Annotated in this window: 33 protein-coding genes; 13 read left to right on the forward strand and 20 right to left on the reverse strand. The window is 47.3% G+C overall.

Annotated elements, in window-relative coordinates; translation table 11 throughout:
• Window positions 1–97: 97 nt before the first annotated feature.
• The 9 genes from ACMWL8_RS11320 to ACMWL8_RS11360 form a co-directional block, all read right to left on the reverse strand.
• A complete protein-coding gene (locus ACMWL8_RS11320; protein ID WP_176486866.1) occupies window positions 98–1,129 on the reverse strand; it encodes a major capsid protein in 1,032 nt (343 codons plus the stop codon).
• Between the two features lie 25 nt (window positions 1,130–1,154).
• The gene (locus ACMWL8_RS11325) at window positions 1,155–1,514 is read right to left on the reverse strand and encodes a hypothetical protein (RefSeq protein WP_023303159.1); all 360 of its coding nucleotides are present in this window, start codon (window positions 1,512–1,514) and stop codon (window positions 1,155–1,157) included.
• Window positions 1,511–1,726, reverse strand: a complete 216-nt coding sequence (locus ACMWL8_RS11330) for a hypothetical protein (RefSeq protein ID WP_003862898.1) — start codon at window positions 1,724–1,726, stop codon at window positions 1,511–1,513. Before ACMWL8_RS11330 ends, ACMWL8_RS11325 begins: the two co-directional genes overlap by 4 nt.
• A 656-nt stretch (window positions 1,727–2,382) precedes the next feature.
• Complete coding sequence (locus tag ACMWL8_RS11335) at window positions 2,383–2,733, reverse strand: hypothetical protein (protein ID WP_045259859.1); 351 nt, start codon at window positions 2,731–2,733, stop codon at window positions 2,383–2,385.
• Window positions 2,723–3,118 (reverse strand): hypothetical protein, encoded by a 396-nt coding sequence (locus ACMWL8_RS11340; protein WP_058678883.1) that lies wholly within the window; start codon window positions 3,116–3,118, stop codon window positions 2,723–2,725. Before ACMWL8_RS11340 ends, ACMWL8_RS11335 begins: the two co-directional genes overlap by 11 nt.
• Before the next feature lie 109 nt (window positions 3,119–3,227).
• The gene (locus ACMWL8_RS11345; protein WP_045259858.1) at window positions 3,228–3,506 is read right to left on the reverse strand and encodes a hypothetical protein; all 279 of its coding nucleotides are present in this window, start codon (window positions 3,504–3,506) and stop codon (window positions 3,228–3,230) included.
• A 21-nt stretch (window positions 3,507–3,527) separates the two neighbouring features.
• Window positions 3,528–4,361, reverse strand: a complete 834-nt coding sequence (locus ACMWL8_RS11350; RefSeq protein ID WP_045259857.1) for a DUF6945 domain-containing protein — start codon at window positions 4,359–4,361, stop codon at window positions 3,528–3,530.
• A 14-nt stretch (window positions 4,362–4,375) separates the two neighbouring features.
• Window positions 4,376–4,552 (reverse strand): hypothetical protein, encoded by a 177-nt coding sequence (locus tag ACMWL8_RS11355; RefSeq protein ID WP_015369807.1) that lies wholly within the window; start codon window positions 4,550–4,552, stop codon window positions 4,376–4,378.
• A 744-nt stretch (window positions 4,553–5,296) separates the two neighbouring features.
• Window positions 5,297–5,713 (reverse strand): hypothetical protein, encoded by a 417-nt coding sequence (locus ACMWL8_RS11360; protein WP_131678056.1) that lies wholly within the window; start codon window positions 5,711–5,713, stop codon window positions 5,297–5,299.
• A gap of 965 nt (window positions 5,714–6,678) precedes the next feature.
• On the opposite strand from ACMWL8_RS11360, the gene ACMWL8_RS11365 reads away from it, so the two are divergent.
• Window positions 6,679–7,296: a tyrosine-type recombinase/integrase gene (locus tag ACMWL8_RS11365; protein WP_045259856.1), complete on the forward strand. Its 618-nt coding sequence runs from the start codon at window positions 6,679–6,681 to the stop codon at window positions 7,294–7,296.
• 78 nt (window positions 7,297–7,374) lie between these two features.
• Here the strand turns inward: ACMWL8_RS11365 and ACMWL8_RS11370 are convergent, their stop codons facing one another.
• From ACMWL8_RS11370 to ACMWL8_RS11420, 11 genes are all read right to left on the reverse strand, one after another.
• Complete coding sequence (locus ACMWL8_RS11370) at window positions 7,375–7,746, reverse strand: hypothetical protein (RefSeq protein WP_023303152.1); 372 nt, start codon at window positions 7,744–7,746, stop codon at window positions 7,375–7,377.
• 472 nt (window positions 7,747–8,218) lie between these two features.
• Window positions 8,219–8,461 (reverse strand): hypothetical protein, encoded by a 243-nt coding sequence (locus tag ACMWL8_RS11375; RefSeq protein WP_023303151.1) that lies wholly within the window; start codon window positions 8,459–8,461, stop codon window positions 8,219–8,221.
• A gap of 157 nt (window positions 8,462–8,618) precedes the next feature.
• Window positions 8,619–8,777: a hypothetical protein gene (locus ACMWL8_RS11380; RefSeq protein WP_023303150.1), complete on the reverse strand. Its 159-nt coding sequence runs from the start codon at window positions 8,775–8,777 to the stop codon at window positions 8,619–8,621.
• Between the two features lie 532 nt (window positions 8,778–9,309).
• Window positions 9,310–9,489, reverse strand: coding sequence for a hypothetical protein (locus ACMWL8_RS11385; RefSeq protein WP_050582484.1), 180 nt, complete (start codon window positions 9,487–9,489; stop codon window positions 9,310–9,312).
• Window positions 9,490–9,554: 65 nt separating this feature from the next.
• Window positions 9,555–9,923, reverse strand: coding sequence for a TA system toxin CbtA family protein (locus ACMWL8_RS11390; protein ID WP_023303149.1), 369 nt, complete (start codon window positions 9,921–9,923; stop codon window positions 9,555–9,557).
• 20 nt (window positions 9,924–9,943) lie between these two features.
• On the reverse strand, window positions 9,944–10,270 hold the full coding sequence (locus ACMWL8_RS11395) for a type IV toxin-antitoxin system YeeU family antitoxin (protein WP_023303148.1): 327 nt from the start codon (window positions 10,268–10,270) through the stop codon (window positions 9,944–9,946).
• A 12-nt stretch (window positions 10,271–10,282) separates the two neighbouring features.
• Entirely contained in the window at window positions 10,283–10,753 is a 471-nt protein-coding gene (radC, locus tag ACMWL8_RS11400) for a RadC family protein (RefSeq protein ID WP_023303147.1), read from the reverse strand.
• A gap of 65 nt (window positions 10,754–10,818) precedes the next feature.
• Window positions 10,819–11,640 (reverse strand): DUF932 domain-containing protein, encoded by an 822-nt coding sequence (locus ACMWL8_RS11405; RefSeq protein ID WP_023303146.1) that lies wholly within the window; start codon window positions 11,638–11,640, stop codon window positions 10,819–10,821.
• Window positions 11,641–12,329: 689 nt separating this feature from the next.
• Window positions 12,330–13,169, reverse strand: coding sequence for a hypothetical protein (locus tag ACMWL8_RS11410; RefSeq protein WP_023303145.1), 840 nt, complete (start codon window positions 13,167–13,169; stop codon window positions 12,330–12,332).
• Between the two features lie 58 nt (window positions 13,170–13,227).
• Window positions 13,228–13,662, reverse strand: coding sequence for a hypothetical protein (locus ACMWL8_RS11415; protein WP_023303144.1), 435 nt, complete (start codon window positions 13,660–13,662; stop codon window positions 13,228–13,230).
• A gap of 308 nt (window positions 13,663–13,970) precedes the next feature.
• Window positions 13,971–15,236, reverse strand: a complete 1,266-nt coding sequence (locus ACMWL8_RS11420) for a hypothetical protein (RefSeq protein WP_023303143.1) — start codon at window positions 15,234–15,236, stop codon at window positions 13,971–13,973.
• Window positions 15,237–15,665: 429 nt separating this feature from the next.
• Here ACMWL8_RS11420 and ACMWL8_RS11425 point away from each other — a divergent pair, with 429 nt between their 5' ends.
• The 12 genes from ACMWL8_RS11425 to ACMWL8_RS11480 all read left to right on the forward strand — a co-directional run bounded on the left by ACMWL8_RS11425 (window position 15,666) and on the right by ACMWL8_RS11480 (window position 24,755).
• Complete coding sequence (locus ACMWL8_RS11425; RefSeq protein ID WP_023303142.1) at window positions 15,666–15,902, forward strand: helix-turn-helix transcriptional regulator; 237 nt, start codon at window positions 15,666–15,668, stop codon at window positions 15,900–15,902.
• Window positions 15,903–16,259: 357 nt separating this feature from the next.
• Window positions 16,260–16,904, forward strand: a complete 645-nt coding sequence (locus ACMWL8_RS11430; protein WP_023303141.1) for an inovirus Gp2 family protein — start codon at window positions 16,260–16,262, stop codon at window positions 16,902–16,904.
• Window positions 16,905–17,003: 99 nt separating this feature from the next.
• Window positions 17,004–17,399, forward strand: a complete 396-nt coding sequence (locus ACMWL8_RS11435) for a putative zinc ribbon protein (protein WP_080297790.1) — start codon at window positions 17,004–17,006, stop codon at window positions 17,397–17,399.
• Window positions 17,400–17,539: 140 nt separating this feature from the next.
• Window positions 17,540–17,917 carry a hypothetical protein gene (locus tag ACMWL8_RS11440; RefSeq protein ID WP_223259293.1) on the forward strand — a complete coding sequence of 126 codons (378 nt, stop codon included), beginning with the start codon at window positions 17,540–17,542 and terminating at the stop codon, window positions 17,915–17,917.
• A gap of 44 nt (window positions 17,918–17,961) precedes the next feature.
• The gene (locus tag ACMWL8_RS11445) at window positions 17,962–18,699 is read left to right on the forward strand and encodes a HupE/UreJ family protein (protein ID WP_023303139.1); all 738 of its coding nucleotides are present in this window, start codon (window positions 17,962–17,964) and stop codon (window positions 18,697–18,699) included.
• Window positions 18,700–18,712: 13 nt separating this feature from the next.
• The gene (locus tag ACMWL8_RS11450; protein WP_023303138.1) at window positions 18,713–19,402 is read left to right on the forward strand and encodes a hypothetical protein; all 690 of its coding nucleotides are present in this window, start codon (window positions 18,713–18,715) and stop codon (window positions 19,400–19,402) included.
• A gap of 140 nt (window positions 19,403–19,542) precedes the next feature.
• Window positions 19,543–19,914, forward strand: a complete 372-nt coding sequence (locus ACMWL8_RS11455; RefSeq protein WP_023303137.1) for a hypothetical protein — start codon at window positions 19,543–19,545, stop codon at window positions 19,912–19,914.
• 63 nt (window positions 19,915–19,977) lie between these two features.
• Window positions 19,978–20,898 carry a hypothetical protein gene (locus tag ACMWL8_RS11460; RefSeq protein ID WP_023303136.1) on the forward strand — a complete coding sequence of 307 codons (921 nt, stop codon included), beginning with the start codon at window positions 19,978–19,980 and terminating at the stop codon, window positions 20,896–20,898.
• A gap of 53 nt (window positions 20,899–20,951) precedes the next feature.
• Complete coding sequence (locus ACMWL8_RS11465; protein WP_023303135.1) at window positions 20,952–21,710, forward strand: hypothetical protein; 759 nt, start codon at window positions 20,952–20,954, stop codon at window positions 21,708–21,710.
• Between the two features lie 235 nt (window positions 21,711–21,945).
• Entirely contained in the window at window positions 21,946–23,232 is a 1,287-nt protein-coding gene (nirA, locus tag ACMWL8_RS11470; protein WP_023303134.1) for an MFS transporter, read from the forward strand.
• 104 nt (window positions 23,233–23,336) lie between these two features.
• The gene (locus ACMWL8_RS11475) at window positions 23,337–23,606 is read left to right on the forward strand and encodes a metal-sensing transcriptional repressor (RefSeq protein WP_023303133.1); all 270 of its coding nucleotides are present in this window, start codon (window positions 23,337–23,339) and stop codon (window positions 23,604–23,606) included.
• A 12-nt stretch (window positions 23,607–23,618) separates the two neighbouring features.
• Window positions 23,619–24,755 carry a nickel/cobalt efflux protein RcnA gene (locus ACMWL8_RS11480; RefSeq protein ID WP_023303132.1) on the forward strand — a complete coding sequence of 379 codons (1,137 nt, stop codon included), beginning with the start codon at window positions 23,619–23,621 and terminating at the stop codon, window positions 24,753–24,755.
• Window positions 24,756–24,840 lie beyond the last annotated feature (85 nt).

Here is a 24,840-nt window from a genome sequence, read left to right on the forward strand (position 1 = left end):
AAAGGGATGCAACCAGAGCCACAATTGCGCTGTGGATTAGTGAGCATCCCTCATTAAAACGCCTGATTATTTCCAGCGGCAGGCTGCCGCTTGCTCATTAAGCAGTGATGGTGATTTTCACCTGCATACCTAACGCATGGTTTACAGGCAGTGCGCTGTTTTCGTGCATAACGTGGTAAGCATCGCCGCGCTCGCTCAGGTAGCCCCAGGAGTAGTATTCAGCAGGTGCAGCATCAATCAGCGCAAAGTTGCCAGAGGCAGCGCCGTAGATGTTCTGATAAGGGTTTGTACTGCCACTGCCCTTGCTGAACACCGGAACCGCCACCATGTCAGCATCATCTGGCATCTGTGCAAGGATCAGCGTGTCTGTGACCTTCACAAAATCTACTGGGCTACCAGGTAGGCTAAAGGTTGAAACACCAGGGAGAAGCTCGTGACGCTGGTAGAACAGGTTACGGTCGTCATATGGCGCTACATACTGGAACGCTTTAGACATACTGTCAGAGAAGCGAATCTGGCTGAATGCAGCAGGTTTAGCGAATACGATCACTCGTTCAATCTGACCAGCCAATCCACCTGCGGCAGCCTGAACTTTGTCTAAGATGGCATCAAAATCCTGTGCCGCTGTCGCTGCACTCACGCTGGCTGTCATTGGCACAACGCCAAACAATTCAGCATAAGAGATCAGCAGGTCATCAGTTGCAGGGGTGTACACTTCACCTTTGAAGAGGCAGCGGGCCAGGTACGATTCTCGGGTACGAAGGTAAGCAATTTTATGTTTCCCAGTGTATTCGGTGTACAAGTCTGTAACGGTTTGTTCGTAATCAGTGCCTTGTACCCTTTTCCCTTGTACGTCTACTGGTTTGAAGGTGTCTTCCCTTGCAAACCAAGGAATCTCCACCAAATATTCTTTACCATTCTGACGCGCGGTAGTGTCGTGGTTTGATGAATAACGGCTCTGCGGGGTGTTAAACAGGCTGTAGTTATCATCCAGAAGCTGTGTCACCACCACTTTCGGATTCTGAACACCTACTCCGTCGAAGAGGTCGAGGGCATTCATAAGGTAGTTACGTTCCGGCAGGGCCTGGAAGATTGGCGCTAAATCGACCATCTCACGCCCAATTACGATTTTAGTCATTAATGATCATCCTTGATTAAGAGGTGAAGAATGGACGGCATACGAATCCTTTGGATTCGAGCGTGGTAATAGCTGCGGCGTGGTTAGCTGCATTCAGGTTGTCGGCTTTGAGCGCTACGAAGCTGCCAACATTAGGCGCACGTAGGACATTCACGGTTTTACCGTCGCCAGCACTCACGAAATCACTTACCACCACAAAGGCATTATCGCCGGAGGTGTATAAAGCGCCATCAGCCCCGATGACATCGGCGCATTGAATATCCGCTGGCAGGTCGAAAACACGACCTTCTACGACTGCAAAAGAATCAGTGGCGTAGCTCACTACGTCCGTGAAACTCTTACGAATTGGGAAAAGTTCGGTTAGGTCTACAATCATTGTTGTTTGATTTCCTTGGATTTGATTGCGATCCGTTCCTGCATACTAAGCTGAGGTGTGTCCTCAGAAGGGAAATACTGTTCTACAGCTTTTTCTATTTCCTCAACGGTACATCCTGCCATTTCAGCCACTTTAGCTATTAACTCAGGATTAACTTGAATCACTTCGGATTTGTATTTTAGGATTCGGTCGCGATTGTTTAAGAGAAACATTCTTCGTTTCCTTCGCGTTGTGTCTGCCGTTAATAACGAAAATGTTACACACAGACGATTAAAAAGGGGCGGTTAAGCCCCTGGAGGAATACCTTGTTAGAGAGGCATTGTTAACATCATTTTCAGGAGGAATGAGGTTAAGAGTGACTTCTAAAAAAGAACCCCCGTTTTATATCTTAGGAGATTAAAAAAAGATCGGGGGTGCTTTGCTCCCACTTCAGAACAGAAGCCCTTCTGTCATGGCGAGAAGTGGGAATGGAATTTCTTATCACCCTGGAATAGTAATAAGAATTTGCCAGCCTGAACGTAACTACCGCTGACGGCGTTTATTCAGTCTGACTACATTCACCCTAACGGAATGAATGAGTAAAGAGCGAATGCCCTTTCTGAAAAAGTCGGAGATGCGCGGTGATTGCGATGCAATACCAACACAACGAGACATTACATCCCGCGCATTCCTTCGGAACAAACAAGACAAAGAAGAAAGAACCAACACTTTCAGAAATAGCACTCAGAGGGAGAGAGTGCCGCTATGGGAAACGGCATTCTCAGGGAGTGCGTATTGTCATACGAGGGTGAGTGATTCGAATACTTACCCTATACCTCTATTATGACACAAATAGCACAATAAGTCAAGACCTTTCGTAACTTTTATGTTATGCGCATTCTTCCGCGATCTGGATGGCAAGCTCTCCGAGTTCAACGGTGATGTGTTCCATAGCGAGGGCAAGCTCCTCCATATCATTGGCAATGCGCCACGCCTGATCCACGGTGACGGTATCCCCGTTCATCTGCACCAGGTGCTCTACAGCAGCGTTCCAGTGCTCAAGGGCGGTAATTGCCTCTTCAGTGTATTGTATCGCTTCCAGGAGCGCGGAGGGCGTTCTCTCACACCACGCCTTATTAACAAGCCGCAGGGCTGGTAAATGCCAAATGTCGTGGAAAGAGTTAATTAGGGTGTTCACGATGTTCACGATGTTCACGGTGTCCATAGTGTTAAGAGTCATAATGTTCCTTGGTATCAAATAGGGTGTCAAAGTCGCGGGTTAAATTGTTAAGGTGATTAACCGAAAGCCATCCGCAATAATGTTCGTATGAGGAGAAATTAAGAATTTGCCATTTGTGGAGGTTTGAAGAATCCACATTGAATATTTTAATCTTCCTGGGTTTCCAGAATGCACCAGGGCAGCTATTGAGAATATCCTGTAATGCGCCCATCTCGTCAGGAGACATTGCAGGGCTATTCTCTTCAATAATTGTAGTTTGCCATTCACCAGGAACAGAATTGTATTCCTTCGAAAGGCGAGATAGATTTTGAAAATCAGATGTTCGTAATAATGATTGTGCGTTTCGTTCAAATTTTGTAACTACGTTACGTTTTCTTTTTCCCATTCATTCCTCGTAGAGGGAAACTTCCGTGTTTTCTCGTTAATGTCCATACTGCGTAAAATGCAAATAACCAATACATAGCGATGATCATAAAAGTTTCCCGTAGATTTTATTAGTTGTTTGAGTAGATGATCTCATAATCCGAGATCATTGATTTTACTGTTACGTCAAAATAGCCAGTTTCTTTAAAGTCGATCACACCGAATGATTTTAACGTGTGAAGCCAGAACATCACACCGCTCTGCGAACATCCAGAACGTTCGATAATGTCACCAAGTCGGATCTTGGTTGGTTTGGATCTGTAAAAGTATTGCAGGGTTTCTAATACGCGCTTTCCAGCGTCGTTAATCTGAATACGGTCAACGCCGTATTTTACTAAGTATTGAATCATAATCCTCCTGGTTATTAATGGCTACAAGCGCCCTGTTCTTTCGAAGAGATTTCTCTTCATTTTCAGATGTTCTATGGCTTTCGGGTTGGTTAGCTTCCCCTGACTCTCGAATAACACGAGGTATGGCAGATCGTAATCCTGGAATACCAAGAAGCGATCAGATGCGTCGTTTAACCTATTAAAAGTTATCCCGTCAAAACGTTCATCCCGTGGCGTTTTAAACTCGAATGGGGAAAGGGTTTGCTGTTTGTCTGGTGTTTTCCTTGCCGCTGGTTTCTTCGTGGGCTTTGGCTTCGGTGCTGGCTCCACTTTTTCCGGCGCTGGCGCTTCCTCTTCCGGCGTATCGTCAAACTCGCACATCGGATCGGCTTCTGGAACAGACTGTTGCTTTTCTTCCTGCACCTCTGGCGCTACGTCTTCTTTAGCGTTGCCAAACACTGGATGTTTTAGACAATCCACCCATTCAGGCGCGGTTTTGCGTTTCATCGCGTTAATATCACGCTCGAAGAGGAAATCTTCTGGCGTTAGATCTGCAACGCTTTCCCACTGGTAGGATCTGCCTTTAATAGTTCCCGAAATTAGCCCCACAGCTTTAAGTTTCTTTATTCCGTCGCTTGCTGCATCGTATTTTACCCCGACACTCTCACCAAGCTGATCAATGTTGTCGTAATACTTCCCACCTCTCTTTTTCACAAAATTGTGAAAACGATGGCGTATTCTTACAAATAGCTGTTTGTTTGTTGGTGATAATGAAACTGTAACGCCCGTTTTCAGATTGGTGATCCGGGTGCATTCGTTGAAAGCGTCTTCTGTATTGGTAAAACTAAAAACCTTACTGTTTATAATGTCAGTCATGTTAGGGTGTATCCTTATTTGATAGAACGTTCTCCGCTCTGAATTGATGTGGAAAGTTTGGTTGCAGCGTCAATTAACATCTCCTGCACTGTTAAGCCTCGCGCTCGTGCTTCTTTGAACAAAGTGGTAAACACTTCATCCGGCAGTTTTACGAATGTTCCGGCTGGTTTCTTCTTTTGGGTTTCGCTCATATGGTTTCCTCCTTCTGGTTTATTCGTTGGTGGTCGAAGTGCGGATTTCATCCCAGCGCTTCAATACTTCTGTGAGAAAGGCTTCCCTCTCGTGGTATCCACGAGCGCGGCAAGCGTTGCGTAGTGCTCGGATGCGGTAACGGTTGGTGGTTCCGTCTTTCAATTGTTGAAGTGTGTCTTCAACGTCAAAGTATCTCAGTGTGGCCTCCTATGGTTGGCGTAAATAAAAAGACACCTTGCAGCCTGACGGCTCAAAGTGCATTAAGAGATTATGTGGATAAAGTTTTATGCTATATGGGTATTCTAACCTATTTCTAAACTTTTGTCAACCCCTTAACGGTGATTATTCGAAATTTTTTTGATCATTTTCAATGCGTTGTATTTCTGCTTTGCGATTTGTGCTCTTTATACACAAAATAAACAGTGGATGTCAATCTGTTTTTGTGGTAGAACTTGCCACCAGAGAAGACAGCCACAAGAACAACGAAAAACAGCCTGTAACGCTCTCTGCGGCGTTCTGACGCTTTCAGGCTACCATTGCATTCCCTACCCTGTTTAAATCGCTCTACGGGCTTCCTGTGCGCCCTCTGGCACTTACCGAAACCAATAGCACAACTACAGAGGGATAACGGTAGTTATCAGGATAGTAGGTGTTGGTATTGGATTGAGGCTGGATGAACTGGAGCTATCAGCGACCAGTGAAGCCTTAGCCACTGACTTACTGAAACCTTGCATGGGTGAACGTTAGTTCATGAATGGATGGTTGAAGTTAGTCAGCTTATCAGATGGACAATCAACGGTAGTTGGTTGGTCAGATGGTAACAAAGCGCACAGCGCAATGGTATTCGCCCACGGCGAAAGCGATCTCTTGCCGATGGCAAATAATCGTTCGTGCCTGACTCTCGTCAGAAACGAAGTTTGCACGAGTCCAGAAGGTAAAGAGTAACGCTTTGCTGCGTCGTGAGCAGGAACGGGGGTGTCCGGGAAGCCACCAAACGGCGTACCAGGACATTTCCCCTTGAGTGACGGCGAAGAGCCGCCAGCAAAATGATCTTTGCGACAAGCGCAAAAACATAGATCTTCTAAAAGCTCTCTTTTAGAGATCGCTTTTAGAATCTCTTTATATAGTACAGGTTTTTCCCGTATATCATGCCGAAACATACGGGTTTTTCCTGTATATCATCATGCAGACATACGGGTTTTTCCTGTATATCCAGTTAACCAACATCTAAACATACGGGTTTTTCCCGTATATTACGAAAGTAACAAAACGTCACTTTCAGCCCTTCACCCAACGGTAGATCGTCGCCCTGCTCACTACGAATCGCACATGCAACAATCCTAAGAACAGCCAGAGGAAAACCTTAGGTTATACCTATCAAAACCATACGATATTAACGCCAAAACCTATCTTAAATGTCAGGTAAAGATTGCCGTTGTTACAGGGATAAAGTTACCATAGCAATTAAGATAGTAACAATTGAAACTATCACTCACTTTGCGTAAAGCCTTGCGCCGTGAGGCTCACAGCGATCATTGTCCACAATGTACACTTTCATGGTAGGTGCAATGTGCTGAACGAGCTTTCTAAATTGAAACGATGCTTCTTTTTCCATGTCAAATCCCACCAATTCATTAGCATTCTAATCATTTCTTGGTGCAATCAACTCATGTGAGAATTATTATCATCTGTCGTGCGATATCTCACTCCGATAGGACATTCAGGTTATCTGTCCTATTCATCATTTAGTAGAAACAATCACTTATATTTTAGCTCGATTTATTGGCCTTTTTTCGGCTATTCCTGGGGCAAAATCAGGGTGTAAAAATAAATATATTGACAAAATAAAGTTTCCATGAAACATCATTGTTAAAAATAAAACCATTATAAATCAATAAGATATTTTAAACTCACGAAATCACCAGATCGGGAGGCCTGGTTTTAGTCCGTTAAGCACTTCTCGCAACCGCGCTCCCCTAAATCGGCTTTAATCGCGTTTAATGCCACTTAATACTTCCTAAACCCCACCAATAAGACATTTATGCAAATGCGAACAAAATGATCTTGCTATCCTTCTGTTTTTGATCAATATTTACACCATAAAGACAGATTGTGGAGGTAGAGAATGGCAATCAGTAAGGGTGCAAAGCGTACAGACGGACTTGAGAGCGCCGAACAGGTGAAGATTGTAGTGGAGGAAATCGCGAAGAAGAGCCAGACAGTGGCGGATCTCTTCCTTATAGGAGTAGAGACACAGCTTCGCGGCGTGGATATGCGTTCCTGGCGCTGGGACGAACTGAATATTGGTAGCAAGGTATTGCGTATAACACAGGACAAGACAAAGGAAGCGGTAGAAGTGGAACTCACGGAGACAGCAAGGGAGGTGTTGAAAGCTCGTTATAACGAGCGCGGGAATAATGTATATGTGTTCCAGAATGACAGTAACCGGAGCAAGGGTAAGCCGATCAGCCGTTCTAAAATCCATGCAGAGATTCAGTATGCAGTAGATAAGCTCAAGATGCGCGGCCTCCTTCCACCGGACGCAGTGATCGCAATGCACAGCGCACGTAAGACCGTGGCAACGATTGCCCATAATAACAATGAGGATTTAGAGGTGATTAGTAAAATGTTAGGGCATCGCTCCACCGAACACACACGCGCCTACCTGGGGATCACTCAGGCCAAAGTGGACGCACTACGAACGAAGTATTCAACAGGCATTAAGAGAGGGACGCACGTATGAAACATGTGATTGTACTGCCGCTGGCGCTCATGAGACTGAAAGGTTAACGCAAGGCGCACCAGAGCATTTGGAAAGCAATCAGAACACACCAGCAGTGAGGGTGCACTTGGTAAACTTGTAGTGATCATAAGTGAACTCACAGTACACATTACCCACACCTTGCAGAGATACATCCCCCTGATACTTTCTCTCTCGTGTGTCGGGATCAAATTGGTTGAGGTAAAACTCCCCAAACATACTAAAAAACTTCTTCGCCCCAAATCTGCTCACACGAAGTTCGAAACTATCTATATAACCAGATGAACGCATCTCGACGGCAATAATACGCGCGATGGCAATCGCCTCCTGTTTACTTAACCAGTTATTCACAAACAAGAACACAATAAAAGAGCAACCTAATGTTTCAGGTAATGCCAAGATAGAAACAATTAACATTATCACGCGCAGCAACTATTATTCCTTCTTTCAAGAATCAGACAGAAATCATTAAGAAAACTCTTACAGTTTTTGAGGCTATATTTTAAGTTAGCAATCTTACCGCAACAACTTAACACAAAAACTCTTGGTAGGGATGATCCTTGATGCGTAAAAGTTTATTGATGTTGTTAGCTTCTTCTCTGCTTCTGTCTGGGTGTGCTGTATAGAAACAACAGGTTCTAACTGGTGGTAGCAAGTCTGATGGGACTGTAAAAACGAGTTATTCTTTCGGGATGTTCGCCCCCCTAAAGTGAACGTCCAGCAAGGCGCTCAAGCAGCAGCAGAGCGTTGCGCTGCATGTGGCTATTCTGGTGCTTAGCCTTTCGGCGGTTATACTTCAGTTTGTTCTCAACCATCCTCAAGCGGATGTATGGAAACACTGGTCTCAATGGAGTATCAATGTACTGGCGATATTAAAAAATAAAATAAAGGGGACATCGCCCCCTTATGCCCTTGCCAACCATTTTGTAGGGATCTCTTCCCACTTTTTGCTTACTTCATCAAAGAAGAACACATCATCAATGCCATGCTCAAGGAGGTTAACTGTCTGAGTAGCTGTCGGTATATTCAAATCTTCAACAAGCGCTGACAACACGGTATTGATTTGATCACATCCGTCCCATTCAATAATTTTCTCTTTATGTTTTCCATGAAACCCATAGTGGATACGTAACTGCTTATTGGTCATTACCATCCCCCTACTGTTAGTATTATCCTGATACATTGACTCAACAAAATCTCGTTGCTCTCCAGTCAAGGTGAGTGTCTCCAAAGAAAGAGCCCACTAAATTGTGCAACTAATAGATTTTAGACGATATAAGCCATTTAGCACCGTGATGGGTAGCTTAAAACATGTTGTTAGCCGTTCGCGCCAGCTTGATTTCCTCTCGCTCTTCCTGCTTCTTAGCAAGCCAAGCTTTACCTTCTGGCGTAGCAAGGAATTTACGAGCGTGAATCTTACGGTTGTTGCGCTTAGTGGCTGCCTTATTCGTGGCTTTTGACATGATATCACCTCCGCTGAATCTGCCAGCGCTCAACGTACAGCAGAGAGACAGTACAACGAAAGTTACAATGGTGCAGATAATGGATGACCATTACGTGCCGTGTTGGGCACATAAGAAAAGGCGGCGCGTAGCGCTTCCGCAGGGTGTAATCCCTTCGCAGGGAGGATAAAGCCTTAGCACGTTCTCTTATCAGGTGATCGTTATACTCCGGTGATCGAAACCGTGGCAGAGCCGGATTCTTTCCCGATCCGGTTAGTCTTCCCAACATTACGCCTGTTTATTCTCTGCAACGTCATCTCGACGTGTAGCATCATTGAGCGCCGCACGAAGCGCGGAACGTATCGCTAAGGGTTCAAGTGATGTGTTTAGAGAGTCCGGCAACTCTTTTAGCTTCAAGGGATGGCATAATTTCTAATGCTGTTCGGGCTTGAGCCTGGTAACTACCCGCCAGTACGTTGTACAATACTTGAGCCGATACAACGCAAAGGCGTTTACCAGTGCTAACAGACGTTAGAACAGAAGTTACAAACCGTTAGATAAACATGCTAAAGAATGCTGTTTTTACGGGATTTTCTGTTGATGGTGCGATAATAGGAACATAACACAACCCATCCAACCATTGATAAATATACATATTTTCTTGTTTCATCTTTATAAATGCCCCCTTTTGTGCCCCCACCTTGTTTTTCATGCGACTCGATGAGGTTTTCATTGAGTCGCCAATCTCACCAGTTTCTTCACAAACCGTGCAAATCTTCTCGGCTCTTGAAGACCCCCTCACTGCCGCGAATGACTAAGAACAATATTACTTACTTCCCGATAAGAGCAACTTTTCATTAATCCACATGCTCTTCTGGCATGAAGGATATCTGTCACGGTCAAATATGGTACTTGTCCCTGTGAGCTAAATCCTCTGCGATCAATGCGAACCAGTTCGTACTTATCTACCAGGAAGTTGACTGCATCGGCCAGGATAATCCCAGCATCAATATGTTCCTTAATTACAGTTTCATCACTGAACGGCGTGTCGTTCAGTGTCAGACCATAGTGCTGTTCAAGCAGACGAGTAAGTAACATTTGCCAGACTGCAACGGGCGACAGGCAGGGCTTCGCCGCCCGCGAAATTGTAGCAGGTAGATTTTTCATGTTTGCTCTCGTGAAATTTGTTAGCGTTGAGTGGGATAAATGGCGATGTATACGTAGCCGCAACTACCAAGGGTATCGGCTTCGCAGGTGAAACCGTTGTGGTACAGAGTGACACAGTGGGCATGGCGAGAATTCATTTCACCAGTGGTCAGCATCGATTCCATCTGACGGATAAAATGCGGAAATACGATATCCAACTTCAGGCATTCGGCGTCACTGAACTTACCGGTGATACTAGCCCGGTCAGCCAGATAGTGCAGCCGGTTGCCTTCCTGAACTAATCTGACTCCAAGCCGTGGAACAATATCGCTTTTTATCCCCCATTCATGGGCTGGTATTAATGACATGAAAACCTTCCTTTAAAGCAAACTAAGTTCAGCAAAAGACACCACCTCGTTTCCGATTACAAGATGATCCAGCACGCGCACTTCCACCAGTGCCAGCGCTTTCATAATCCTCTGAGTAATATGTTTATCCTGCTGGCTGATTTCTGTCGTACCAGACGGGTGGTTGTGAGCCAGAATGACCGCAGCAGCGTTATGTCTCAGGGCTGATTTAACCACTTCGCGGGGATGCACTTCGGTATGGCTGAGCGTGCCGGTAAACAGTGTTTCTCGTCCCAGCAGGCAGTGTTGATTATCGAGATACATCACGATGAAGACTTCCCTCTCCAGGTGCGCCATCTGCAGTTGCAGCCAGGTTTTTGTGAGGCTGGTGGAGGTAAATGACTCACTCGGTTGACGCAGGTATTTCTCAACCAGTCGTAATGCCCTTCGCATTACGCGCTGCTCGTTTACCGGAAACACCGGCGATAAATTGGATACAGACATAATGGTTCCTTAAAACAAAAGGCCCCGCTGGTTTTTTAGCGGGGCCTGAAGAATGATAAAAAGTTTCATGACGCGAGATGCAACATATTCTCGGCCATCACCCACAGAGCACGATTGAGCTTCACATCTCCGTCGATACCGTTTACCGAACGGGTATGAGCACGCTTACCGCTGATCGTGCGCCCCGAAAGACCACCTTTAATCAGGTTTTCCTGAATACGCTGGTAAGTGGTCCACAGGTCGTTGCTCTCGTCCTGCCAGCGACGTGGCGAAAGTATCTGCGATTCCGTCACCGGTTGATGCTCTTCACCAAAGCGATAGGTTAATGCTGCTTTCGCCATTGCCTGCTGTGCGGGTGGCGGCAACAAAAGCGACTGCATGGCATCGCGTTTCTCTTCTACGCGGTCAAATATCCCCAGTACTTCGTAGGCTCCTTCAATGACTTTCTCGACTACGTTGCCTTTGTGCGGCACCCGCACCTCACCGAAACTCTCCCCGCATACCAGCCCGTTCTGGCATACGGCACGAAATAACCCCGGCAGCATCTGGTAAGAGCTGGAACCATCATGGCTGTTCAACAGGATAATTTCTGGCACCTGTTTGCCGGTAATTTGTCCTTCCCGGCGCAGACGAAGCATGTGTTTCGTGTGCTCTCGTTTACTTTCATCCCGGACGCGGGTCTGGCAGGCAAAGAACGGACGAAACCCTTCACGTTGAAGGTTATTCAGCAAAGTAATAGTGGGAATGTAGGTGTAGCGTTCGCTCCGGGATTCATGCTTTTCTTCGCTGAAGACGCTTGGCACATAATGGGCCAGTTCGTCGCGGGTTAATGGGCGGTCACGACGTACAAGGTTGACTGCACCAAAGCGGCTGGCTAAACGTGTCATAGTTAATTCCTTTAAAAATGGGCATAAAAAAGCCACTCCACTGGAGTGGCTTCGGATGGAAGATAAATTATTCAGGGAGAAGCTGGTGGCTGGTCTTGCTGTGGCGACAGTTCACTGTCAGGTAATGTCGGCGGAGTTAGCTTGTCGATCTGGTAATGTTGTAATCGCTGCAGAATAAAGGGTTTACTGTACTGGAAGTATCGAAGACACCATTCGTACTTCACGACTCGCCTTATGATCAGAGGCAAGCGTTCATACGCTTTGCTGCACACCGATAAAACAAAGGCATCATCATTAATTCTGTCCTCTGCTATTGCAGCCAGCCCTTTGATAAAGGAGCGCTTCAGCTTTTGTCGAGAATTAGCTTTCAGGTGAACGTCGGAAGGCGATAGTACGTGTGATCCAGGAGCTTGCACACAAACCGTGTTGCCAGATAGGGGCTTTTTCAGGCAAGAGTGGCGAGTTTTTTTATGAGCCTTATCAGGCTAAGGGTCATCAGGCTGGCTCCCAATGTTTGGCATACGACCGACTTACTCCTTAGCAGAGTGAGTCCTGCAACGCTAAAAACAACGGGCCAGGTCAGATCCAGTGATTGTGTATCTATATCGTCAGGGAATTTCGGGTATTTCATAGGACTGTCCATAATACGTCCGGTATCGCGGGTAGCGTATACCGGACCGGGTAAATAATTAGGGGAGATCGACGGAAGCTATTTCCTCAGAAGCGTTTGTGGGACCACTGTAAACGCCGACGTATTCATTTAGAGGGAAGATAATTACTGCATTATTCTTCGGATCAAAAGTGCAACCATTTAATCCTGCAATTGCAGCAGTTTTCCCTGAGTTTTTATTTTTCACAATCAGTTTATTGTCTGCACAGTTGCTGGCTTTAACAAAACTCACTACATAACCGTCCTGCTCAGCGACGGTTTCAGTCGTCGTTAGTTTTGGCTCAGGGCTACGTCCTGTCTGCCCACTTACGCGCTCGCGGCTGTAAGGAACATATTGAACAGCGTCGTTACGCATGGTTGGCGGGTCGTTGTTCATGCTCAGGTAAACAGGGCAGTCAGCAGCGCCCACTGCACAGCTCTTACTGAAAATAGTACGAGACGGCCAGCCTTTAGTGCCAATGTAGGCTGCACCAGTTTCATCCAGGCAGTAAGTTTCCTCCCATGCATAGTCTTTATTTTGGCCCGGCATGGTGCGGGTGGTAATAAGGCAGGTCAGAGCTTTCACTGGCTTACCGTCGTAGCGGATAAAGTTTTGCTCCAGCGGTGCACCCGGGTACAGCAGGGGCGATATGTTTGCAGCCGCAGCCTTATTTTGCGCATCAACCGAAGCACTGGCCTTTCCGCTATGTTTTACGTTCACGGCCTCGTTGTTCATGTCCCGCAGCATTTCGCCGCCTTTTTCTGTCAGAAAGAAGGTATAGCGCTCAGGATGAATGTTCCCCTGAATAGTGATAGCAGAGCTGAATGCCGGGAGCGAAAGGGTGCAGACTAAAACCAGGCGTGAAATGAATGTCGCCATAAAAGATATCCTTACTGATGATTAACAATGTGGGAGCATGAGTTACTGGAAGGGGTGATTAATGGCTGATGCAGTCTTCCCAGTTGAGGTCCGACAGAGCGTCCCTGAGCCCTGCGGTTTTGAACGGGTGAGATACGGGTTTATTCATCCGGGTGATTTCAATTTGCCCATGGTTGCCTGTGTTTTTGAGCGCTATAAAAGCCGCCTCATCTAGCGGGTAATGAACAGCGTTGATATTGATTCCCATGGATTCTTGTCCATTATCTGGTATATCCATTGGCTCCTTATCAGACCCGCTGTAGCTCACTATCAAATTGCTGTCCCGGCAGGTGATCGTCATACGTTCTCCGGCGCTATTGTCGGCGTTAAGTTCAAACTCCATCGCATTGACAGTGCCAAACCAGTTGCCCCATTGCTGCTCCTGGCCCATGGCGTGCACAACACAGCTAAACAATGTTGCACCGAAAAGAAGTACAGATGTGATCTTCAACATAGAAATTCCTTACTATTGTTTTACAAACGAAAAATGGCCTTTTGTAGTACAAAGGGCCATTCGATCGTATGCATTTTGTCCGGGGCGGGATAATCGTTATTACTGATCAGTTACCAGGAATTGATCGTTATTATCTATGCAAATAACGATCAATAATTCACTATCGATAGGTAGTGACTATCATTATTTGAAGTATCGATCGGTGTTGCAGATCAATGCGGTGAGACACTCCAGAATCTGTCCGGAATGATCTCACCGTGGTAATACAGGTCTGAAAAAAAATGGGATGCGTCAGAACGCGGGGATGCTCAGTCTTCGTCCTTGTCACCTTCCATCATCGCTTTTTGCAACCTCGTCCAGATTTTTTTTGAGGTTGAGCCCGGATTTTTATCTGGCATCGGTGCTGAGTGTTCATCACTGCGAGGTAATTTCCCCATACGTTTCAGAGCTTCCCCAATGGAAATATGCGTAACCTGGCCATCGCTGGAATTATCAGTAGGAGAGGCGTGCAGTACCGTTGCATTATGAGTTTGACAGTCCTTTTCTTCCTTTTCCGTTATTTCATTGACCGGAGCATATTGGCTATAGGACTGTATTTCCGGTATGAAGGACATGTTACTGATAGTAGCAAGCTCGGTAAGTGTTGTGACTGTAAATGGTTCAGAAACGGGATTGGGCGCGGATGTTTTATTCTTTATCCGGGCACGCAAAGATGCTTTTCTTTCTCTGGTATCAGAAGTTGCTCTGTACTGATGTACCTGCCATGCCTTTTTAAAACGTTGCATAAATAGTTCATCTTTTAAAAACAAATAAATGAACAAAAAATAAAACTTAACAGCCATGTATTTTTCAAAGGAGCCTGACGGCCTCAGCATGGACAGCATACTGCTGTTAGTAAAAGGTGCCGGATTGGTTTCTCCTGTATAATGCCCCTCACGGTCTTTTCTCCGGGTATTCATTCGACTTCTATCTTTCTGAATGTATTTCCATGCCCAGTCGCATTTTTTCTTGCTTTTTGGTGAAAGAGGGAAATTTATACTCGAAGGATAAATTTCCTCCCACTTGTTACGAATCTGGCGCATCAGATCGAGCCTGGCTTTAAGGGTCGCAGGTGCACGGTCAAAAAAATCCTCTATAACTGATAGACGCTCTTTATTATCGACAGGGTAAGCATCCAGTTCCAGTTTATTGTAAAGGGAATCATGTATATTGGGATAGCGTTGGTTCCTTATTCTACCAACTATAAAAACGTCCAACTCAAGCAATTTGAATGAATCGTGTATCTGGCTTTTGATAAACAGCCATGTGAAGTAGCAAGCATCAGGTGATTTTTTTACCCAAGAAAATTCAGATGCGGGTATCTGGAGTGATTTAAACTCATTAAAATCTATTGTGTAGATCCTCTTAACCTCATTATCTTTTATCAGTCGCACAGCCTGATTAATTGCCTCTTCAGCGATTTCAATATTACTGCCAAATATGTCATCTGCATTGTAAATGTTTTTAGTTGATGCCAGTTTATTGGTCAGTATGGCCAGATCCTGATCAGATAGATACCACAAGAATAATCTCATGGCCCTCCTGTTATTTATTATTGCACTGTGCAGTGAATTTTCCACAAGTTACGTCCTGTAATACGTTTCGATTAAATTTCAATCATCATAAGGTCAGGTATAAAAATAGTCAAAAAAGAAGAGTGAAAACTAGTTATTTTCATAGCTATAAACGTAGTTTTTTATGTAGTAAAAAATGTAGTACATGACTGGCCTGTAAGTCTCGTAACGTCAGGGCTTTTACCATATTTATGGATGTGATTTCAGCATGGATTTCTGCTTCCAGTTTATCAAAGTGTGACGACAGGGTGACTTCTGAGCATCTGCAGTAAAAGGTTGCAGCTTTTCAAATGCTGCCCAGATCACTGGGAATGTAAAATCGTACATACGCGACCAATGACATGAAAGGATGCCGACCGGTGTCCTCCTGATAAATTACGGAAACATGTCATGAGCACTATTAATATTCACGAAGATAAATTCGTTAGCATGCAGTTCATTACTGAACTGACAGGGTTATCTGATAAATGGTTTTATAAGCTGGTGCATGAAGGTAAGTTTCCAAAGCCGGTGAAGTTTGGTCGCAGCTCCCGCTGGATTGAAAGTGAAGTAAAAGAGTGGATCGAGGAGAGGATTAAATTATCGCGTTCTGGTTCTATTGTAATCTTTAATGAGGAAAACAAGTAAGCCCTTTCCTTATGAAAAACCAGCTAACTTCGGAGTGAATTCTAAATATAGAATGTGAATATCTCCTGGAATTCAGCGGTCGTTTAATACACCAGTTGTGTTGGTATGGTAATATATACTCATCAGTACATACCTGCTATACATGCGTAATATAAACATCAACACCAAGTATCACACTAAAATAAGCAACAATAATTACCACATAAACTTCATTAATATCACATCAGTGATATATGTCCGATACGTTTATCAGTTAAACATGGCATCTACACTCTAACAATCTGAAGTGATATCACTCCCATCCTTTAAAACATTATGGCATCAGCAATGATGCTCTTCATTCTGAGAAAAGAAACAATGAATAATATCTATACACTCAATATGAACCATGCACCATTCAACACTCATTACTTACATCGATTGTCGAATGTCATTCATAACGCTGTGCGTGAACATCCAAGAACAACAGCCATTCGTGTTGACCTTCATGTACCCAATTATAAAGATACCGGTGATAGCATTTCTTGCATCATCGATATGAATAAAGGACTCATGTCCCGTTTTATTGAAGCACTTGATGCCCGTATACAGATATTCCTGAAGAACAAAAGTAAAAATGGCATGAGAGTCTATCCGTGCCATTTACGCTACGCCTGGGTTAAAGAAATTGATAAAGATAAAAGTGATAAACCACACTGGCATGTGGTGTTATTCCTCAATAAGGATGCCTTTCTCGGTCTCGGTGATTATACGGGGAATGATTATAACGTGGCCTCTATGATTCAGGCTGCATGGTTGAGCGCTTTAAAGCTACCTTTAGCTACTGAATATTTAACGCTGATTCACTTCCCTGATAATCCCTGTTATCACCTGAATATCAATAATCCTCCAGCCTACTCTGAGTCATATAACGGTTTAATGTACCGCCTTAGCTATCTGGCAAAGGAACGTACGAAAGTATACAGCAATGAGGAACGGTCATTTGGCTGTAGCCAGTCTTGATCGAACAGGGGCTGGTCAGGGTGTTACCGCCAGCCACATCTCTCAACCAAACACAAAGCCAGCTAACCATGCTGGCTTTTTTATTTTTCTCCGGAGTTCATGATGAATTACTTCGTTTTAGCCACTCATGCCGTCACCGCAAAGGGCGAATGGGTTACACCAGAATCTGTTCAACAGGTTGATTTTGATTCAATGTATTGTATTTACTGCAAACTGCAGATCGGCGTTCAAGTTGATCCACTGACATCTACAAAAACGTTTGTGCACCTACCGGGACATATCAACAATGTTGCTCGGCTCAAAACATGTCGATTTAACAAGCTACAAACAGCACCAGAGCAAACCTCGCTAAAAATCATCCCAACTTCGGAAAAGCCCATTCGACCTACCAACACGAAGATAAGGCAATGGCGATGCTGCTGGTGCCATGTTTGTTGGCATGGAGAGAAGATATGTCCTCAATGTGCTGACTGGATCTATGCAACTGATGTGTAAGAGCTGTATCGATTGCTTGACGCCAAAAAGCGGAAGTTATGCCAAGTAATTATTAAAACAACATCCGGCTCCAAAAGACCTATTGAAATGCGGTCAGCAAAACAGATACATTACGCACGTTGTTACCTTGTATCACCAGGATGTCGTTGACTGTGTTTTTTAGCCGTGAAGTCATTTCCAGAATCGTGCTTATCATCATGGCTGTTGCCGTGCTGAGCAGTTCGCTTATGGCAAAACCACAGGCTATGTATAACGTTCAGGATACAACGTCTGTCAGTGAGCATCAGCACGACAGCGATGAGCCGCTGAATGAACACGATCCGCTACTGTTCCACTCGCACGGTAATGTGCATCACCTCAATGCCGATCATTCCCACGATCTGAACAAGCTCTTCACTCTGACTGCCTTGCAGGCCTGGAACGCAGGTATGCGCGCGACGTTTGCACTGAGTTCAGAACAAATTCTGCGAATGCCACAGGCCACCCCCGAACGCCCTCCGAGATCCCTGTCTGCGTAATAACTGCTGTTAATTCGTTATTATTCAAACTGTAAGGATTTTGTATGAACACCTGCCTTAATTTACAAGGCCGGTTGAGCGGTGGCCTGTTTTCGACTCAGGCGCGTTCGGCTTGTCTGTTTTTCTTATTGTTATTGCTTTTCTACAGCCAGGGTGCGGCCGCACATGGCGTAGCCGAAGGCGACAAAGGGTACATTCAGGAAATCACCGGGATTAACATCATCCCGTTTATCTACCTTGGCGCGAAGCACATGGTCACCGGCTACGATCATCTGCTATTTCTGTTCGGCGTGATTTTCTTTCTCTACAAAATGCGTGATATCGGGCTGTACGTCAGCCTGTTTGCTATCGGGCACTCCACGACGCTGCTTATTGGTACGTTCTTTGATATCAGCGTCAGCGCCTATCTCATTGATGCCATTATCGGACTGTCCGTGGTCTACAAAGCCCTTGATAACCTTGGCGCATTCCAGCGCTGGTTTGGCTTTCAGCCTAATACGAAGATGGCTACGCTTATCTTTGGTTTCTTCCATGGCTTTGGCCTGGCGACCAAAATCAAGGAGTTCGAAATTTCCCCCGATGGCCTTTTCGTCAACCTGATTGCCTTCAATGTCGGGGTCGAGATAGGTCAGCTTCTGGCGCTGAGCGCCATCCTTATCATCATGAGTTACTGGCGGCAGACGGCGAGCTTTTTCCGCCATGCCTACACCGCCAACGTAGTGATGATGAGCGCCGGTTTCCTGTTAATGAGTTACCAGATTTGTGGCTACATTTTAGCCTGAGGGAGAAAAGAGAATGTATAACACCGATTTACCGACCCGCGCAGAGCTGCCGTCTGCGATGAAGCTGATGCAGTCCACTATTCTGGCGGCTATCGTCGCTTTGACGCTGCTGATAACCATCGTGATGCCTTCAGAATACGGTATCGATCCAACGGGCGTTGGCCGTCTGCTGGGCCTTAAACAGATGGGCGAAATCAAAACGCAGCTGGCGGAGGAAGCCGCCACGGACAAACAGGCGAGTACGAGCCAGTGGGGACAGTCAACCACTCCGGTGAATGAACGTCCGGTGCCGGATAACCCGCCGACAATCACGCAAAACAACTATCCGGAGCTGAGCGTTCCGGCGACAACTCGTGCGCCAGAAGCCCCAACTGCCGGTTCTCAGCGCAATCAGCTGTTAATTACTCTGAAACCGAATGAGGCGGCTGAAGTTAAGATGGAAATGCGTAAGGATGCCCGGGTGACTTACCAGTGGACAAGCTCTGGACCTGTCAACGTGGATGCACACGGCGATCCGGTTAACGCACCGAAAGGGTTTTACCACGGCTATGGTAAGGACCGGCAGATAACCTCAAGGGATGGTGTGTTGCAGGCCGCCTTTGACGGTAAGCACGGCTGGTTCTGGCGAAATCGTGGTTCACAAACGATTACTATCCAGCTTGATACCAATGGCGAATACCAGAGCATTAAGCGCGTAATCTGATTAATCAGGCCCGCATTATGCGGGCCTTTTTACACACTTCGGCAATACAAGACTTTACACTCCAGCCTCTTACATCCCCCCCAGGGGGATGCTAATATTTTTAAACCGTTGTCACTGTCCATTGAGAGAAGCACTCAGCGATGTACCTGATGTTTAAACGTTCACCCCGTTATATTCTGATGATTGTCATCATGGCCGTTGGCATGATGATGTCGTCGATGGGCACGTTTGCGTCACACGGTACCAACGGCCTGACAGGTTACGAGATGAATCTGCATGATGCAGAAGTCACCATGACAGTGCAGGATCACTCCCACGACTCGGATATCCCTCAGTCTGGTCACGCAGGCCATCATCAGACAGACCATTTCCATGAAACCCCTCAGCAGCCGCCCTCTGTGGAGATCACCCTCTCTCCTATAGCAGACAGATGGTTGCCGCTCGCCGATCTTCGCAGCCCGGTTAAGGCTACGGACATAATTTACCGCCCTCCAAGCACCCGCAAGATCTGATCGCTGTTGCCGGTAGCAGTTTGCTGCCTGGCGTTTACCAACTTCAGATTTAGCGGAGAAGCTATGTACACAGACTCCATACAGGCGCGTCGTGAGATTGCGCGTAATTTTACTGAACTTAATTATCGCATTAACCCTCTGCACTGGCAGACACTGTGCATGGGCGTGAATCGCGATCTCCAGGCCAAAAAACTGCGTCCGAACGTCCCTGTTCCTTCGCGGCGTAAGGTCATTCCGTTCCTGAAAATGATGCACAAAGAAACGGGTTCGATGCTGAAAGCTATTCTTGCTTTTGGTTTCGATGGTCCCTGGACCTCCAGCGGTGGTTCTTTTCGTCTGGCGCGAGAAATTGGGTTCGACATTGCCCACCATGCGAAAAATATTCACCACAAAAACGGTACCGTCACCTTCCTTGAAATTGGTGCTGCCTGGGCAGGTTTTCGTGCTGAAGAAGCGACCAGCCATCAGGCGACGATTTCCGGGCTTGCCCAGAGTTTCAGGGAGCAGCTTGGGGAGAGTGCATTCCTGCATTTCACCAATCTCACGCCATGGCACGAATCGCTGCCAAAGGGGGTGACTGAGCATCCCTACGTGACGGCAGCCGGTCTCTGCGCACTGGAAAATCGCGGCGTTCAGGCCGGTGGGGTCGATATTATTTATTCCCAGGCCGCAGCCTATTTCGAGCAGGACTACACAACGTTCCTTCGCAGCGCAGCCCGTCTGCTGAAAGGGGATGGCGTCTTAATCTTCAACCATGATCCTGTTCTGGCGAGCGCGATGGATGAAGTCGCGTGGGAGCACGGACTGCGGCTGGTCAGACGTAAGCAAATGGGCGGAATGAATGGCGCGATTGCCCGTTATCACCGGCTTCGTTCATCCCCAGTGAGTCAAATGGTTTTCCCCGGCGTAAACCGGGAACAGGACGATGAAGTGGTCTGTGAATCACTGGTTATGTCGGCACTTCGTCGCAGCGTGGAGGTGTAACGCCCGATATGTTGACGCGCAGACATTTTCTCACCACCACAGGAGCGTTGCTGATGACAACATTACTGCCGGGGGAAACCCTGGCAGCCTCTCTGGCCGAAAAAGTCAGTGATACATGGCAAAGAATTATTGCTCGCCGCACTGCTAAGGAGACGATAACGCCGGGCTGGATTTTGCAGTCGCTCGGGCTTCAGCCGGGCTCAACGGAACTGCGGAGAGCCATTTTTGAACTGGTCAGGCGCGTGCCCTATCAGCTTGGGTCATGGAATAACCAAAGCATGAGTCTGTTTGAGCAGGGTTTTGGCGACTGTCGTCATAAAGCCGCCGCGGCCGAACGATTGCTGGTTGCCGGTGGGATTACGGCGAAGAGAAAACTGGTGCAGTTTGACTGGGCTGATTTACCCGTTCCTCCGGAAATACTGGCTATTTTGCCGCAAACCCAGGGATTTCATGACACAGTAACTTTTGAGTTAAACGGGAAAACCTGCCTGTTTGATGCCACCTGGGATATCGCCCTGCGCGGCGCGGGCTTCCCGGTGATGCCTTCCTGGGATGGCAACTCTGATACCTGGTCGGTGACCTCCCGGATGTCGACGCAGCAAACCGTACAGATGCCACAGCCCGGTCAGGATATTTACAGCGCTAACCAGATGAGCTGGCCTCAGCGCGAGAAAACCATGGCCTTCAATCAGGCGCTGAATAGCTGGCTGGACGACGTTCGGGCTAACCGTGATGACTGGTGCACCATCGTCCATAGCGATGTTGAAGCCACGCGGCTGAGTCTGAAAACCTGCCTGGGACTTCTGAGTTAACACCTTTCTCGTCAGAAGGGGCTTCGCAAGGAAGCGGTGATAACACCTTCGACACTCTTTATGCTGCTTCAGGTATAACGCTGGGATACCTGAAGCTTTTTTTATTCTAAATATCAGATGATTGGTCAACTTCCTATCCTCCCCACCAGGATAATGCTTGTCATTTTTTTCAGGTCGCTCTATGCTTTCAATATCCCCCCCAGGGGGATATAAATTTAAGCCAAGAGAATTCCTGATGCTCAATATTCTATCTAATCGTACCTATCGCCACCTGTTTATGGCACAGGTTATCGCCCTTATCGGCACCGGTCTGGCGACCGTCGCGCTGGGTCTGTTAGCTTATGATCTCGCCGGAGACAGGGCCGGTGCTGTGCTGGGTACCGCGCTGGCGATCAAGATGAGCGCCTATATTCTGGTTGCGCCGGTGGCGGCAGCCTTTGCCGACAAATTCCCGCGTCGCACTATGCTGGTGACGTTGGATCTGGTTCGCGCTCTGGTGGCTATTGCGCTGCCGTTCGTCACCCAGATCTGGGAAATCTATATTCTGATCTTCGTACTTCAGTCTGCCTCGGCGGCGTTCACGCCAACCTTCCAGGCAACTATCCCGGATATTCTTCCTGACGAACGCGAATATACGCGGGCGCTGTCTTTGTCGCGTCTGGCCTACGATCTGGAAAGCGTTATCAGCCCAATGCTGGCGGCGGCGCTGCTGACGGTCATGAGCTTCCACAATCTGTTTGCCGGGACGGCGGTCGGGTTCCTCGCCTCTGCGGCTTTGGTTGTTTCCGTCACATTACCAAAGATGAAAGCGTTAACGGTTAAACGCAGCATCTATGACAAAACGACGCGAGGCATGCGTATCTTCCTGAAAACACCAAGACTGCGTGGCCTGCTGGCACTCAACATGGCCGTAGCAGCGGCGAGCGCGATGGTTATCGTCAACACCGTTGTTCTGGTTCAGGCTGATTTTGGTTTCTCACAGCGATCTACCGCCATTGCTCTGGCCTTCTTCGGTGTGGGTTCCATGGTGTCGGCGCTGGTTCTCCCAAAACTCCTCGACAAAATGAGCGACCGCATGCCGATGCTTGTGGGGACCGCGCTTTTAGTGATTGGACTTGGGCTGGGTATTTTCCTGAAGGATTACGTCACGCTGGTTGTGCTGTGGGCGCTGCTGGGTGTGGGCTATTCGCTTTCTCAGACGCCAAGTGGTCGCCTGCTGCGCCGCTCATCAACGGCTGAAGACAGACCTGCGCTGTTTGCTGCCCAGTTTGCACTGTCGCATTCCTGCTGGCTGGTCACTTATCCGCTGGCCGGGTGGGTAGGTGCCACATGGGGAACACAGGCTTCGTTTGTCGCCCTGACTATTGTGGCCGTGCTGTCGCTGCTTGCCGCCGTACTGATCTGGCGTCCTGAGCATGAAGCTTACGCTCAGATTCACCGTCATACCGATTCAGACACAACCCATGAGCATGATTTCGTCATCGACGATGAACATCCGTCATGGCCGAAGAAAGATAAGTAATTAACCCAAAAAGACAAAGAATCAGGAGAGGATAAGCCGATAAAAAGTGTGACCCTGGCGTTGATACACATTATCTTATCCCCTCCACCTGGAGAGGATAAATCATGACCGTTCACGCATCACACCCTGACATTATTAAAAGACTTAAACGTGCCGCAGGGCACCTGAAAAGTACCATCCAGATGCTCGAAGATGAAAGAGCCTGTCTGGATATCGCCCAGCAACTGCACGCAGTGGAAAAGGCGATAACGAATGCGAAGCGTACCTTAATTCATGACCATCTGGATCACTGCCTGGAGGACGCCCTTCATGCCGACCACAGTGAGTCTGATAACACGCTTAGCGAATTTAAAGAGATAACTAAATATCTTTAAGGCAAGCGAAACATGACTGATTTTTCTGCTCTTTTACAGCAAGGCGTGGCGAATGCCTGGCTGTTCATCCCCAGTGCGATCCTGCTGGGTGCGCTTCACGGACTGGAGCCGGGACACTCCAAAACGATGATGGCCGCGTTTATTGTGGCTATCAGGGGAACGGTGAAACAAGCCGTATTACTGGGGCTTGCCGCGACCATTTCTCATACGTCTGTGGTCTGGCTCATTGCTATGGGCGGGATGTACATCAGTCAGAAATTCACCGCCGAGTCCGCTGAACCCTGGTTCCAGCTGATTTCAGCCATCATCATTCTTGTCACGGCGGCATGGATGTTCTGGCGCACCTGGCGCGGTGAAAAACTGTGGAAAATGGAGCAGGAAGAGGAACATGGCCACGGCCATCACGAACATGACGAAACCCGCATAATCGATACCGGCCACGGCAGCGTTGAACTCTCTATTTTCGAGGAAGGGCAACCGCCTCACTGGCGTTTACGCACACTCAGCGGCAGGAAATGGGAAGCCAGCAATATCTCTGTGGCCACAAGGCGGGGGACTGGAACGTATTCTCAGGTTTTCGACTTCGTTGAAAAAGACGGGTTTATGGAATCAGTCCTGGCAATCCCTGAGCCACACAGTTTCGATGTGCGCCTGTCTTTAGGCCATCGTGGGCATGTACACGATTATGATGTGGAGTTTCGCGAGCATGAGCACGGTCACGACCATGACCACTCCGCGCTGGAGGGGCTGGATGTTAATTCCCGCGAATACCAGGACGCTCACGAAAAAGCCCATGCTAACGACATCAAAAAACGTTTTGCCAATCGCAGCGTAACCACAGGGCAGATTATCCTGTTTGGGCTAACCGGTGGACTCATTCCTTGCCCGGCGGCCATCACCGTTCTGCTGCTGTGCATCCAGGTGAAGGAATTTACGCTCGGCGCTGCACTGGTACTGTGTTTCAGTATCGGCCTGGCGATTACGCTGGTTTCTGTGGGTGCAGCGGCGGCGTTTAGCGTTCGCCAGGCAACCAAACGCTGGAGCGGTCTGGATACTCTGGCACGCCGAGCCCCATACTTCTCAAGCGTACTGATTGCCCTTGTCGGCATTTACATGGGCTACCATGGCTGGATCGGCGTTACCCGCTGATTTTCTCTTGTAAAAGCCACATGCCTGAACCCACCGACCGGTGGGTTTTTTTATCTCTGAAGCCTGTCACATTTTTATCCCCCCG

The organism is Enterobacter sp. 04-C-12-SI-ECC (genome assembly GCF_047530715.1).
Classification (GTDB): Bacteria; Pseudomonadota; Gammaproteobacteria; order Enterobacterales; family Enterobacteriaceae; genus Enterobacter; species Enterobacter bugandensis.